Origin of the sequence: Marinomonas sp. 5E14-1 (assembly GCF_039939215.1) — a bacterium.
Lineage (GTDB): Bacteria > Pseudomonadota > Gammaproteobacteria > Pseudomonadales > Marinomonadaceae > Marinomonas.
Map to the genome: position 1 here is coordinate 16206 of NZ_JBDXMW010000015.1, position 14149 is coordinate 30354.

A 14149-nucleotide genomic window follows, 5' to 3' on the forward strand; every position below is an offset into this window, starting at 1 on the left:
TTTATCTGAATTTAACTATGGAGTACGCTTTATGATCCCCTTTCTTGGCCGTGTTGATGAGCGAGAACAAGCCATGTGGATAGAAAGGTTATCCAACAATATGCCAGATGAAACGATAGTTGCTTTTGCAGATTTAACGGATGCACAGAAACAAAACTGTGAAATCGCCATTGTAGCTAATCCTAACCCTCAAGATTTACTGGCACTTCCTAATTTAAAATGGATTCATAGTTTGTGGGCAGGTATTGAGCGCATAATGAACGAGTTAGTTTCACCTCCTTTCGCTATTGTCAGATTGTCAGATCCAGAGCTGTCACAGGCCATGTCTGAAGCTGTGTTAGCTTGGACTTTGTATCTTCACCGTGACATGCCAACATACGCTCGCCAACAGCGTGAGAAATTATGGATAGAGCAGCCTATGATAAAAGCGCAAGACCGAAGAGTCGGTGTTTTGGGATTAGGGGCTTTAGGTCGTGTTAGTGCGCAAAGGCTGGCGCAGAATGGTTTTTCTGTTGCAGGGTGGAGTCGCAATCCAAAACAAATTGACGGTATAAACTGCTTTTATGGTGAAGATGGCTTGGCATCATTGCTGAGTCAAAGTGATATACTTGTATGCCTTTTACCTTTAACGCCAGACACTAGAGGTTTGTTGAATGAGCAGAGTTTGTCTCATTTACCAGAAGGCGCTAGCATCATTAATTTTGCGCGTGGTCCTATTATTGATGATCAGGCGTTACTAGCAAAGCTGGAAAAAAGGCACCTATCTCACGCAGTGTTAGATGTTTTTATGCAAGAGCCTTTACCTGAGCTGCACCCATACTGGGCAAATGCTAATGTGACGGTATTACCTCACATATCTGCTCCAACGCATCCCATGAGCGCGAGTAAAACGGTGGCTGAAAATGTGCGGCGTTACCGATTGGACGGAACGCTTCCGGCGTTTGTGAATCCGGAGTTAGGCTATTAGATATTGATGAGTAGAGTTGGTATCGATAAGATTCTTAACTATTTGTATTTGATAAACTGAAACAATGGAGAAAAGCATGCCACATTGTATTTTGGAATACAGCCAGAATTTAGAGCAAGAAGTGCCACCTGCGGAATTACTTGAGGCTGCGAAGGAAGCCTGTGTCGCATCTAATTTATTCTCCGTGGAAGATATTAAATTACGAAGCAGTGCTTATAAAAGCTTTACTACTGGCGGACAAGAGGATGCTTTCATACACGTGATGATAAGACTCTTGTCGGGTCGCACAAAAGAAGAGAAGAAGCAGTTGTCCACTTTGATGCTGAATGCTTTAACAGAGTTTTCATTAAAAGATGTTAGCTTGTCTGTTGAATTATGCGATATGGATCGTGATACTTACGCCAAAAGAGTTGTGTTGTCTCAATAACTGAGGCTTGTCTAAAGTCGTTAATGTGGCTTATGTCACTCGATAAGGTTTCAAATAATGAAAGCCATAGTCTATTCGATGGTATTATTTCCTAGTTTGCTTTTGGCTCAAACCGAAATAAACACGCCGGATTATATTGCAACGGAATCTGCTGAAAACGTGGCTGTTGCTGAGGAAGAAGAAACGTCTTTTTCCCCAACAGAGCCTGCAGTGCCGGAGTCCATTTCCAAACGAGCTGAGAAGGCTAAAGGCTTATTTCAGCAGCGAGTAGATAAAGAAGTCGTAACAGTAGACAACCCATTCGTTTTAACACCTCATAAACCAAACTATTTCTTACCTATTGCTTATACTTCTAACCCTAATAACAGAGCTTTCTTAGGGGACGATGAGACTGAAAGCCTGCAAAGCGTGGAATTTAAATTCCAGTTGAGTGTGAAGTTTCCCGTTGTTTACGATGTTGTAGGACGTAATTCCAGCCTATGGTTTGCCTATACTCAACAAGCTTTCTGGCAAGCTTATAATAGTGATATTTCAGCGCCTTTTCGAGATACGAATCATGAACCAGAAGTCTTTATTGTAGATAAGCCAAAGAATGGTTTTTTAGGAATTAAGCCTAGTTATATTACTTACGGTTTTAATCATCAGTCGAATGGCCAATCCGGTGATCTTTCTCGATCGTGGAACCGGTTTTACGTGGATTTTTTGTTTGAGAAAGGCAATACCGCTTTTTCCTTTAAGCCTTGGTATCGTATTCCTGAAAGCTCAGACAATGACGATAACCCGAATATAGAAAGATATTATGGTTACGGTGAGCTGAGTGTCATCCATGTTATTGATGATTACAGTATTGATTTTATACTGAGGAATAATCTCAAAGCGTCCAATAATAAAGGTGCTTTGCAGGTTGGTTTTAACTTCCCTTTGTGGGGTAAAACTCGAGGTTACATCCAATATTTTAATGGTTATGGTCAATCATTACTTGATTACAATCATCAAACGCAATCTTTAGGGATTGGCATTATGTTGTCGAATTGGCTGTAATTTAATCGTCTTTGCATTGTTATTGAAAAGGTTTTGTCATCATATTGTCATTTTCTGCTTCTAAGGTGTTTATAAATCTAACCTAGGAGCTATAAAATGAAATTGAAGTTTTTACCCGTTACAACAAGTTTAGTAGCACTAACTCTTCTAACGGCTTGTGGTAATGAGTCTGTGAAAAGTGGTGACACTGCGTCTGTTGCTGAAGCGATATCTTTAAACAATGAAGACTTATATGAAGTTCATCACGATGGTCGAATTCATATTTTTGATGACCGCGCAACATACGAAAGCTTCCTTGAAGTAGGTGAGACTTCTTTCCGTAAAGTTCATATCGGTGAAGGGCCAAAAGGTGAGACGCTTGTTTTCGGTTTAACAAACGAAGACAAGAAGAAAACATCAGGCATTGCTTCTATGGATATGTATCATGGGACGTTAGAAGGTGCTACGCCTTTCTACGGTGAAATGCGCGTTGAAGGCCGTATTTTTGTTTTCTCTTCTTTGGCTGAAATGAACAACGCTCGTTTGGTTGGTGAAGTGCCATTACGTTATACAGAAATTGGTGCTGGCCCAAATGGTGAAACTGTTGTTTATGCGTTAAACAGCAACAACAAGAGCGTTAAACCTGTTGCCATAATTAAGAAGTTCCACAAGATGAATGATCTTTAAGAAGGTGTTTACTTCAAACTTTGAGCTTGAAGTAACGACAAATGATGCCTCGCTTTATGCGAGGCATTTTTGTTTAGGTGGCATGTCATCAAGTTGTCATTTAAGTGCAACCTGACTGACATTTTACTCGTCTATGTTTGAGAATAAGATAAACAGCGAGGTGATGGCATGAACATACTTCAGAATATACATGCATTTGATGTACAGACTTTTTACTGGTTTATGGCTCGTAAACACAGAGCGAAATTAACCAGTATTGGGCGTGCTATTTCATTTACAGCCGATGGCCCTCTTTATGCCGCTGCCGCAATCATGTTTTGGTTTTCGGGTTATGAAACTCTAGTCACCGTTTTAGCTTTTGGTTTCTTGCTTGAGCGTATTGTCTATTTTGTTTTAAAGCGTGGTTTTAAGCGTAATCGTCCAGCTGATGCGCTTGATGACTTTCGTAGCTTTATTATTCCGTCTGACCAGTTTTCTTTTCCATCAGGCCATACGTCAGGGGCTTTCTTTATGGCGTATTGCCTAAGCGAATGGTTTCCAAGTTTTAATGTTATTTTGTATTTTTGGGCGGCGCACGTTGGCTTGTCGCGTATTTTTTTGGGTGTGCATTTCCCAACAGACACAGTGATTGGGGCTTTATTAGGAAGTGCCTGTGCGGCCTTTATGATTGGAGTTCTGGTATGAAGATTTTATATGGCGTTCAAGGAACAGGAAATGGTCATATTACCAGAGCAAGAGCCATGGCTGCTGAAATGAATGCGGCTGGTGTAGAAGTTGATTTTATTTTCTCCGGTCGTCCGCCTGAAGATTATTTCGATATGTCGGTATTTGGCGATTATCGAACCTTTCAAGGGCTGAGCTTTGTTGCTCGTAATGGCAAGCTGGATTTATTGGCGACTTGTCGAAATGCGAATTTCTTTAGGCTCATTCGAGATATCCGCTCATTAAATCTTCGTGGTTATGATCTGGTTATTACAGATTATGAGCCTATTGTTGCTTGGGCCGCAAAATCCCAAGGTATTCCTTGTATTGGGTTTGGGCATCAATACGCTTTTAAGCATGACATACCTCGTTATAAAAAGAACTTTATTGCACAATGGATTATGTCTAATTTTGCGCCAGCTGCGATTCAGCTTGGTGCTCATTGGCATCACTTTGGCTACTCAATTTTACCTCCGTTAATTCACAATGAAGAAAGACAAAACACGCCAGACTCTATGGACGTGCTTGTGTACTTGCCTTTTGAAAACAGTGAAGACGTCATGGATTGGTTGGAAGGTGTGCCGGATTATTCTTTCAGATTGCATTGCAAAGACATTGAGCCAGGTGTGTATGGCAAGGTTGAAGTTTTTCCATTTAGCCGAGAAGAGTTTCAGAAGAACCTGAGCGAATGTGAATCTGTTCTTTGTAATGCGGGTTTTGAACTGAATTCTGAAGCGTTGCAGTTAGGTCGAAGAATATTGGCGAAACCGCTTAAAGGACAAATTGAGCAACATTCCAATGCCATTGCCTTGGAGCAATTAGGTGTTGCGAAAACAACAGAGACTTTAGATTCTGGGATTATTCAAGAGTGGCTGGAAACTGGTCGAGTCGTGCAGATCTCTTACCCTAATGTGGCTCGTGCTGTGGTTTCTTGGTTGCAATCGAGCAACGATGTGAGTGTCTCAGATTTGTGTGAATCTTTATGGCAGCAAACGCCAAATGTGCGTGGAATTGATTTTAAATACAGCCAAAAATCGGCATCACTAAATACAAAAAACGTTACAGCATAATTTTTTGCTGTAACGTTTTTTTATTTTTCTTCCTTTCTTAAGCGTTCAGGTTCTGTTTAAAGAATCCAATGGTTCGCTCCCAAGCAAGCTCTGCATTATCTTCTTGATAACGGCCTGTCGAGTCATTATGGAAGCCGTGATTCGCTTTCGGGTAAACATAAGCAGTGTAATCAACTTTGTTGGCTTTCAGTGTTTTTTCATAGCTTGGCCAAGTTGCATTAACTCGATCATCTAATTCCGCAAAGTGAATTTGTAGCGGTGCTTTGATTTTATCAATATTAGATTTTGCTGGCGTGCCATAATAAGGCGCACCGGCATTGATTGTGTCTGGCATATTTGCTGTAAGAGAATTGGTTAAGTAACCACCAAAGCAGAAGCCAACCATGCCTACTTTACCCGTACTGAACGCGTGGTTCTTAAGTAGAGTTGCGGCATCTTTAAAGTCTCCTTCAATTTTGCTGCCATCTAGTGTTTTTTGCATTGCGCGACCTTCGTCATCATTTCCTGGGTAACCACCTAAAGGAAACAAAGCGTCAGGTGCTAAAGCGATGAAGCCAGCTTTCGCCAAACGACGAGCAACATCTTCAATGTATGGGTTCAAACCGCGGTTTTCATGAGCCACTAAAACAGTTGCGGCTTTATTGTTTGCATCAACACCTTTTGGAACAACTAGGTAGCCGCGCGCTTTACCGTGTCCGTTCGGCGAGTCAAATTCTACGTAGCTTGCTGTAATGTCCGGATCATTAAAAGAGACTTGCTCTGCTAACGCGTAATTTGGTGTAAGTGCTCCAGCAACGACGGATAGGGTTAATCCTGCTACGCTTAGTGTGCCAAGGCGAGATAGGAAGGTGCGACGGTCAATGTCTCCATGAGCATATTCGTCGTACCAATCAAATGCTTCTTGAGGGATGTCTTTTGCCGATAAAGCAAGGGCCGTTTTTTCTGTTTGTAAGCTCATTTCAACTCCTTTGTACTTTTTCTACTTTAAAGTGGGTAGTCATAAAGATCTTCGAACGCTTTCTTTAGATGTGATAGTTCAAAATTAGTTCAATCATTACGATGCAAAATAAATATTAGATGACTTTTTGGGTATGAGTAGAATCTTTTGTGTAAGGATATAATTGGTTTAAATATGGACCAGGCATCAATCCCTTTTCGTGTTTTAACCGTAAAAACAAGGGGGACGGTGTAAATTGACAAGCATCGTTAATACAAGCATTAAGAGCTTGAGCGAAATGAACGGATGAATTAATGGAGAAAGATGGATGACGCTTAAAATGCCAATAGTTATCACTGGCGGAGGGCAGCGCATTGGCTTGGCTTGCGCAAAAGCGTTGGTTGAGCAAGGTTACGATCTGGTTGTCACCTATCGTACGATGCGAGAAAGCATTCAGCAATTGGAAAAACTAGGAGTGGATTGTATTCAAACGGATTTTTCGACTCAGAGCGGTGTAGATAATTTCATTAATAAGGTACAAACTGGCTATCAAGCGCTAAGAGGCGTTATACACAATGCATCAGAGTGGGAGTCGGAAGGCACAGATTTAGACACTGCTTTATTGATGGAAAAAATGTGGCAAATACATGTATTTTCGCCTTACCGTATAAATCTGGCCTTTGAGGCATTATTATTGGCGGGATTTGAACGAAGTGGCGCTGCTGATATTATTCACATGACAGATTATGTCGCAGAAAAAGGCAGTAACAATCACATTGCTTATGCTTCCAGTAAGGCAGGCTTGGCTAATTTAACCTTGTCATTTGCCAAGCGTTTTGCACCGAAAATAAAAGTGAACACAATTGCACCGTCACTTCTCATGTTTAATGAAGAAGACGATGAAGAGTATCGTCAAAAGGCGCTCAATAAATCATTGCTGCGTAAAGAGCCAGGCGAGCAAGAGGGTGTGCAAGCTGTACAATATTTATTAGATAGTCGTTACGTGACAGGGCGAACCTTGTCTCTCGACGGAGGTCGGCATCTGGTCTAATGCACCAAATGCGACTTCTTTTTGAATGCCTCTGTGTCATGTGACAGGGCCAAGCAATTTAGGATACAGAAATGAACACAGCAGAATCAAATAATGTAACAACTCTTGGCCTATCCGATGGGGCGCGAAAAGTTCGTGACGCCCTAATCAGTAAGGGCTTAGAAACCCCGATGATTGATAACGGCTTATCCAGTGAAGAAAAGTATCAGCGTATCAAAAGTGCCTTTGAAGATGTGGTGACGACTTTGGGTTTGGATTTAGCTGATGATAGTTTAGCGGAAACACCTCATCGCATTGCCAAAATGTACGTGAAGGAAATCTTTTCTGGTTTGGACTACACTCAGTTTCCAAAAATTACAGTGATTGAAAACAAGATGAAAGTCGATGAAATGGTAAAGGTCAGCGACATTAGTTTTACCAGTACCTGTGAACACCACTTTGTGACGATTGACGGGTTGGCAAAAGTGGCTTATTTACCTAAAACAAAAATCATTGGTTTATCAAAAATTAACCGTATTGTTCGTTTCTTCGCACAACGTCCTCAGGTTCAAGAGCGTTTGACTCAGCAAGTATTGGTGACATTACAAACCTTGTTGGAAACCGATAATGTCGCGGTCACTATGGATGCGGTTCATTATTGCGTGAAATCGCGTGGTGTTATGGACGCAAGCTCTTCGACTCAAACGACAGCGCTTGGTGGATTATTTAAGCGTAGTGATAAAACTCGTAGTGAGTTTCTTGCTCGATAATGGTTTGATGACATCCGTGGAACGAAAAGCCTTTCAGAAGGCTTTTTTTGTTGCTGTATAAATAATAGAAAGGCGAACACAATGACAGATAAGAAAACAGTTTGGTTTCCTGCTAAACAGAATGGCTTTGGATGGAGTCGCCCAACTGCTTGGCAAGGTTGGTTTGTACAAATGTTTTATCTTTTTTCGGTCGGTCTAATTAGCTTTTTTGTAGACCCAAAAGAGGAACTTTCTACATGGTTAATATTGGTGTCTATTAGCACTGTGATTCTGCTTGTGGTGTATTACGTGAAAGGTGAAGCACCTAATTGGAAGTGGAAAAAAATTGATAAAGAAAAACGTCGATTATTTAAATAGCCTCTAAAGTTTATCTTAAAGTCTTGTCTGGTTTCTTTAGATATAGCCTATCTCGTCTATCTTTCATAACCTTAATAAAGTGACATTAACGCATTAGGTGGTCGAGAATATGTTACTTTACCAGCCTTATTGAAAGTCAGCGACGAATTATCTTTACTTGGCTTTTGGCTTGATAAAACAAGGGACTCACATTGACTACTACGGATAATAACACTTCTTTTTCTGAATACCTTTCACGTGGATTATTGCTTTTTTGCCTTGTTGCAGTCGGCATCGGTCAATCTTTTATCTTTACTTCTTTGCCGCCAATTGGTCGTGAAATTGGTCTGGCTGATGTTCGTATCAGCACCTTGATCACGGCTGGTGCGGCGACGTTTGTTGTCGCCGCTTTCTTTTGGGGAGGCATCATTAATCGAATCGGTCGTGTTCGTTCAGTCATTATTGGTATGAGCTGCTATGCGGTTACCATCGGAATGACTGGCTTTGTATTGCATGAAGCGTTAGAGCGCAACATGTCGGCCGAGCAAACCTACTATTTTGTCTTTGCGTTGCGCATGTTATTTGCCTTGGGAATTGCTGGGATTTTACCGTCCGTGCAGACTTATTTGATTGCGCACACAGACATTAAGCATCGTAGTGCAACCATAGCCAAAATAGGTGCATCTTTTAGTGTGGGTATGATTTTAGGGCCAGCATACGCATCTTTGCTAAGTGGATTAGGTTTAACTACACCGTTTTATATTATTGCTTTTCTGGCTGGTGGCGCCGCTGTATTGGCTTCATTTTATGTGAAAGACACGAAACATGTTCGTCAATTTGAAAAGCCTCCTGCCATTAACTGGTTTAAAGAAAGAGTTGTGCCATTCTTAGGAATGTCGACCTTGGTGATTCTTTCTATTACCGGCGTTCAGCAAATTATGGCCTTTCTGATCCAAGACAGATTCCATTTGGATGTGGCTGCAACTACAAAGCAAGTTGGGTTTGCCATGATGACGATGTCTTGTTTCAGCATTTTTGTGCAAATGATACTTGTGCCGAGATTTCAGCTCGGCGTGATTACTTTAATCTTCACAGGCTCAAGCATTGGTATATCAGCGCAGTTGGCGTTTATATTTTTAGATTCCTATGCAGGTGTGCTGTTTGCTATGGGCTTGTTTGGTACAGGTGTCGGCTTTTTGTTTCCAGGTATTGTGACGGCGCAAACCTTGTTGGTGAAAGACGATCAACAAAGCCGCTTGGCCAGTATGAATGCTTCGATGCAAGGGTTAGGAGCAGCGTTAGGTCCAGTCGCCTTGGCATCTTTGTATCAAGTCGGACAGCTAGTGCCATTCTTTGCCTTAATTTTTGGGTTACTGTTGATATTATCGATCTCCAGCTACTGTAAATCAAAGCTAGGTTAATTCGATCAAAGATCTGAGCGGCTCTTTCTTTCGAGGTGGCAATGGTCTACGGACACGAGATACCAACCTTGCTTATCGCATGGGGTGAACTCTAGGGTCGAGTCTGGATGAATTGGTATTACATTCAAACTGCTCATTCTGTCTTCGATGGGTATAAAAAATCAGATATTGACTGTGAGGCGCATTAAGGTTGCGTTAGAGCATTATCAGCAAACGAAGAATAGGCTTGTGAGCTGCAATACTAATCCAATGGGCTTTTTCTAGCCTTTTTAAAAAGCCAGTCCCTTGGCTTTTTCGTTTTCTCAGTTTCTGAGTTGTTACACCTTCTAACTTTGATGTGTTTTATTGACTCATTTCTTCATATCACTCATGAATATGTTTCTTATTGGAAACTTTTTGTCGTAAGTGATGATTTTCTTAGCTAGCTATTCTGCTAATGTACTTATGATGTTCCATGGGGCGGTGATAGAGGATAAGGCATGGCAATCAGTTTATTTGATCTTTTTAAGGTAGGTATAGGTCCTTCTAGCTCTCATACAGTTGGGCCAATGGTTGCTGCGAACCAGTTTGCTTATCAATTGCTAAAAGGTGAGTTGCTGAAACAGGTATGCAGGCTAAAAATAGATTTATATGGTTCTCTAGGCGCGACGGGCAAAGGGCATGGTACAGGAACGGCTGTATTGATGGGGCTGGAAGGCGAGCTTCCGGAATCTATTGATCCTAGTTTGGTTAGTGAGCGTGTTGAACGTATTAATCAGACATCGCAGCTGAGCTTACTTTCAAAGCACAATATTTCTATAGATGTTGCTAATGATCTTATTTTTCACCGTATTGATCGCCTTGATTTTCATGCTAATGGGATGACGCTAGCCGCCTTTAATCAAAACAATGATGAAATCCATAAGGCGACATTTTACTCCGTTGGTGGTGGATTCATTGTTGAAGAAGATGAAGAGGGTAATGTTGCTTTAGTTGAAGATACGACAGAGCTTCCTTATGTTTTTCATGATGCAGCGACGCTTATTAAGCTTTGTCGAGAAGAAGAGAAAAGCATTGCTCAAATCATGATGGAAAATGAGAAAATCTGGAGAACAGAAGAAGAGATAAAGCAGGAGATTTTGTCGATTTGGGCCGTGATGAAATCCTGTGTTCAGCAAGGTATTCACAATGAGGGAATCTTACCTGGCGGTTTAAAGGTAAAGCGTCGAGCCTCTAGCCTTCATAAAGATCTCATGAAAAAAGCGAATATGGATATGATTACACCTTCTCTCGGGGCAATGGATTGGGTGAACCTTTATGCGTTGGCGGTAAATGAAGAAAATGCTGCAGGAGGACGAGTTGTTACGGCACCAACCAATGGTGCCGCAGGTATTATTCCTGCCGTTTTGCATTATTATTGGGATTTTTGTCCTCGCTCTAATGATGAAGGTGTTATTGAATTTTTTCTAACGGCTGCGGCTATTGGCTTTCTCTTTAAAGAAAATGCATCCATCTCTGGAGCCGAAGTCGGGTGTCAGGGAGAAGTTGGTTCAGCTTGTGCCATGGCTGCGGCAGGTTTGGCTGCGGCTACAGGAGGAACGCCAGAGCAAATTGAGAACGCGGCTGAAATCGGTATGGAGCACAATTTAGGGCTAACTTGTGACCCTATTGGTGGATTGGTGCAAGTGCCATGTATTGAACGTAATGCAATGGGAGCGATGAAGGCCATTAACTCTGCGTCTATGGCATTGCGTGGTGATGGAAATCATTATGTATCGCTAGATAAAGTCATTAGAACCATGCGAGATACAGGAAGAGATATGAATGATAAATACAAAGAAACCTCTCGCGGTGGTTTGGCTGTGAATGTGATCGAGTGTTGATGCTTTGTAACGATTTATTGTTTTTAATAAAAGCGCTGTTAAAGGCGCTTTTTTTGTTTGTATATGCCTTGAATATTTGAGGTTTTTAGGTCTTTTTATCTATAAAAAGCCCGTGTAGAATGACGCCAAAATTGTGTTGCAGAAATATGACAAGCAATGGCTAAGATGTAATATAGCCCCTTTTGGACAAGTAGGCTGTTAATAAAATTTTATTAATGGCCCTTGATACTGATTAATTCTATGAAGAAGAGCCCTTATGGATCTTACAAATACCTCAAAAAAAAGTGCAGCTTTGGCTAATGGTCATGAATATATTCGTGTTCTGATTGCGTTAGCGTTTGTTTTAGCTGTCGGCTTTTATGCTACAACCAATGGAGTGGAAGTTTCTAATATATCTATTTTAGCCATCGCTGCAGCGATTGGTGCTTACATGGCGGTGAATATCGGTGCAAATGATGTAGCGAATAATGTGGGGCCAGCAGTAGGGGCAAAAGCTTTATCCATGACTGGCGCCATTGTTATTGCGGCAATTTTTGAAGCTTCTGGTGCTTTAATTGCGGGTGGTACAGTTGTTGGTACAATTAAAAACGGAATTATAAATCCTAACTTTATTGGCGATTCAGGCATCTTTATTTGGGTCATGATGGCGGCATTATTGGCAGGAGCGATTTGGCTTAACTTAGCAACGTATCTTGGTGCTCCTGTTTCCACAACGCACTCGATTGTTGGCGGTGTATTAGGTGCTGGTATTGCTGCCGGTGGCTGGGATATTGCGAACTGGGACAAGATGACAGCCATTATTGCTAGTTGGGTAATTTCCCCATTATTAGGCGGTATTATCGCGGCACTTTTCTTAATGTACATAAAGCGTGCTATTACATATAAAAGCGATATGATTGCTGCAGCTAAGAAAGCCGTTCCTTTGTTAGTTGGGGTCATGGTTTGGGCTTTCTCTACTTATTTGATTCTTAAAGGCCTAAAGAAAATCTGGGCTTTGGATTTCGTAACAGCAGCAATGATTGCTTTCGCGATTGCTCTAACGGCTTATTTCGTTGTCCGTCCTATTGTTGATAGAGCAGCGGCAGCACTTGAAAACAACAAAGACTCCGTTAACAGCTTATTTACGATTCCATTAATTGTTTCTGCCGCGTTATTGAGTTTCGCCCATGGTGCAAATGATGTTGCCAATGCTATTGGGCCATTAGCTGCGATCAATGAAGCTTTGTTAACGGGCGCAGTTACGGGTAAAGCAGCCATCCCACTGTGGATTATGATCGTTGGTGGAATAGGTATTGCTGTTGGTCTTGCTTTATTTGGTCCTAAGCTTATTAAGACGGTTGGTTCTGAAATTACAGAGCTAGATAAAATACGAGCATTTTGTATCGCTATGGCGGCAGCAATTACAGTTATTGTTGCTTCTCAATTAGGCTTACCTGTTAGCTCAACACATATTGCTGTTGGTGGTGTTTTTGGTGTTGGCTTCTTGCGAGAGTATCTAAAGCAGTCTTATGAGAAAAAGTTGAAATCTATTGTTGCTCACTCTGAATCTGCGGGCCATGATGGCTATCAAACTCAAGAGTTCGTGAAACGTTTTCAGGATGCTGATGTTGATGAAAAACGTTTGATCTTGAAAGAGTTGAAAGAGGCTCAAGCATCTTCGCCGATTTCATCTGCTGAGCGTAAAGGATTGAAAAAAGCGACGAAGAAAGAGTTAGTTAAGCGCTCTGCACTATTACGGATTGCTGCAGCTTGGGTTATTACTGTGCCTGCGTCCGCAACACTTTCTGCTATGTTGTTTTATATGTTGCTTGGTTTCTCTGTTTCTCGTTAAACTTTGCTGTATTAAGAGTACAAAAAAAGACCAGCTTGTCTGGTCTTTTTTTGTACTCCCGTTCTGCTCTGTGTTATATATAAAAATTGCTTTTTCAAATGTCTAGGGATAAAAGCTTAATAAGCTGGCGGCCTTTACGGTTTGAAGACGTATGCGTTCGATTACAGATAGGGCTTGTATAATGTGAAGTAATTTTTTTCGCATTATTGTATTATGGCTCGTTTAATATCCTTTTGTATTATCCAGTTTGCAATATTAAGGTAAACATTCATTCAATGACTGCGGTTAGTATCACTGTACTTTTACTTGTTATAGGCGGATTTATAGTCTTCGCCATTGTATTGCAGCTAAAAGAGCAGGCAAGATTGGCTAAGTTGCGAAAAATAGCCGCTTTGAACAATCAATTACGTCAGGTGCGTCGTTATTTAGATGAAATGCCTCCACAATACCAACCAAAAGACATGCGTTTGTGGTTATTTTCTCGCATGCTTCAGCTTCACGATAAACTGTTGGCGTTACAGCCAGATACTACTTTGACTCGTCGGCGAAGTCATCTTGCTGAAGAAATAGAAGAGTTCCAATCAAGTAAGCAAAAGCGCCGTGCTAAACCGATGAATGATGAGGTACTGATTGTTGAAGTGAAGCGATTGTTTGATTCTTTTGAGACGTTTTTGACTATGGCACAAAGAGATAAAGAAATCGATTCCGATTTAGCTTATCGCTATATTCAGCTTATGAACTTTTTTAAGTATAAAATTAATGCTGATCATTATGCTTATCTTGCTCGAAAAGACTTTCTGAGCGGAAGAATAGATAAGGCGTTAGAGCAATACAAAGAAGCTTTGTCTCAGTTATCACCATTAAAAGACTCTGTCCAAGCGCAGTCTGCAATTCTAAAATTAAAAGATGTTATTCAAGAACTAGAAGAGAAGTTAGCTCTGCAGAAAGCAGAGAAAGAAATGAGTCAAAAAGCAGAAAATGAAAAAGAAGAAATGAATGATGAATGGAATAAGTTTATTGAAGATTCTGACTTCAAAGAGAAAAAACGTTTTTAATTTGTGTGAATTGAACTTTTATTTGAGATAAGGA

14 protein-coding genes and 1 pseudogene are annotated in these 14149 nt (G+C 41.0%); 14 read left to right on the forward strand and 1 reads right to left on the reverse strand.

Annotated features, from left to right (window positions below):
* Nucleotides 1-31: 31 nt before the first annotated feature.
* The 6 genes from ABFY09_RS12920 (at nt 32) to ABFY09_RS12945 (ending at nt 4873) form a co-directional block, all read left to right on the forward strand.
* On the forward strand, nt 32-967 hold the full coding sequence (locus tag ABFY09_RS12920) for a glyoxylate/hydroxypyruvate reductase A (protein ID WP_347984728.1): 936 nt from the start codon (nt 32-34) through the stop codon (nt 965-967).
* A gap of 76 nt (nt 968-1043) precedes the next feature.
* Nucleotides 1044-1394: a 5-carboxymethyl-2-hydroxymuconate Delta-isomerase gene (locus ABFY09_RS12925; protein WP_347984729.1), complete on the forward strand. Its 351-nt coding sequence runs from the start codon at nt 1044-1046 to the stop codon at nt 1392-1394.
* Between the two features lie 57 nt (nt 1395-1451).
* A complete protein-coding gene (locus tag ABFY09_RS12930; RefSeq protein ID WP_347984730.1) occupies nt 1452-2435 on the forward strand; it encodes a phospholipase A in 984 nt (327 codons plus the stop codon).
* A gap of 96 nt (nt 2436-2531) precedes the next feature.
* Nucleotides 2532-3101 (forward strand): hypothetical protein, encoded by a 570-nt coding sequence (locus tag ABFY09_RS12935; protein ID WP_347984731.1) that lies wholly within the window; start codon nt 2532-2534, stop codon nt 3099-3101.
* A gap of 168 nt (nt 3102-3269) precedes the next feature.
* Complete coding sequence (locus tag ABFY09_RS12940; RefSeq protein WP_347984732.1) at nt 3270-3785, forward strand: phosphatase PAP2 family protein; 516 nt, start codon at nt 3270-3272, stop codon at nt 3783-3785.
* The gene (locus ABFY09_RS12945; RefSeq protein WP_347984733.1) at nt 3782-4873 is read left to right on the forward strand and encodes an MJ1255/VC2487 family glycosyltransferase; all 1092 of its coding nucleotides are present in this window, start codon (nt 3782-3784) and stop codon (nt 4871-4873) included. The genes ABFY09_RS12940 and ABFY09_RS12945 overlap by 4 nt, the downstream gene beginning before the upstream one ends.
* Before the next feature lie 37 nt (nt 4874-4910).
* Here ABFY09_RS12945 and ABFY09_RS12950 read toward each other — a convergent pair whose 3' ends face one another.
* Nucleotides 4911-5831 carry a dienelactone hydrolase family protein gene (locus tag ABFY09_RS12950; RefSeq protein WP_347984734.1) on the reverse strand — a complete coding sequence of 307 codons (921 nt, stop codon included), beginning with the start codon at nt 5829-5831 and terminating at the stop codon, nt 4911-4913.
* Nucleotides 5832-6150: 319 nt separating this feature from the next.
* Between ABFY09_RS12950 and folM the strand changes: the two genes are divergently transcribed.
* The 8 genes and pseudogenes from folM to ABFY09_RS12990 all read left to right on the forward strand — a co-directional run bounded on the left by folM (nt 6151) and on the right by ABFY09_RS12990 (nt 14115).
* Nucleotides 6151-6861 (forward strand): dihydromonapterin reductase, encoded by a 711-nt coding sequence (gene folM / locus ABFY09_RS12955; protein ID WP_347984735.1) that lies wholly within the window; start codon nt 6151-6153, stop codon nt 6859-6861.
* Between the two features lie 71 nt (nt 6862-6932).
* Complete coding sequence (gene folE, locus ABFY09_RS12960; protein WP_317004817.1) at nt 6933-7610, forward strand: GTP cyclohydrolase I FolE; 678 nt, start codon at nt 6933-6935, stop codon at nt 7608-7610.
* Nucleotides 7611-7691: 81 nt separating this feature from the next.
* Nucleotides 7692-7967 (forward strand): hypothetical protein, encoded by a 276-nt coding sequence (locus ABFY09_RS12965; protein WP_347984736.1) that lies wholly within the window; start codon nt 7692-7694, stop codon nt 7965-7967.
* Between the two features lie 191 nt (nt 7968-8158).
* On the forward strand, nt 8159-9367 hold the full coding sequence (locus ABFY09_RS12970; RefSeq protein ID WP_347984737.1) for an MFS transporter: 1209 nt from the start codon (nt 8159-8161) through the stop codon (nt 9365-9367).
* A gap of 37 nt (nt 9368-9404) precedes the next feature.
* A pseudogene (locus ABFY09_RS12975) lies at nt 9405-9631 on the forward strand (aldehyde dehydrogenase); the annotation flags it as partial.
* 215 nt (nt 9632-9846) lie between these two features.
* Nucleotides 9847-11229, forward strand: a complete 1383-nt coding sequence (locus ABFY09_RS12980) for an L-serine ammonia-lyase (RefSeq protein ID WP_347984738.1) — start codon at nt 9847-9849, stop codon at nt 11227-11229.
* A gap of 256 nt (nt 11230-11485) precedes the next feature.
* The gene (locus ABFY09_RS12985; protein WP_347984739.1) at nt 11486-13060 is read left to right on the forward strand and encodes an inorganic phosphate transporter; all 1575 of its coding nucleotides are present in this window, start codon (nt 11486-11488) and stop codon (nt 13058-13060) included.
* A 275-nt stretch (nt 13061-13335) separates the two neighbouring features.
* A complete protein-coding gene (locus ABFY09_RS12990) occupies nt 13336-14115 on the forward strand; it encodes a hypothetical protein (protein WP_347984740.1) in 780 nt (259 codons plus the stop codon).
* Nucleotides 14116-14149 lie beyond the last annotated feature (34 nt).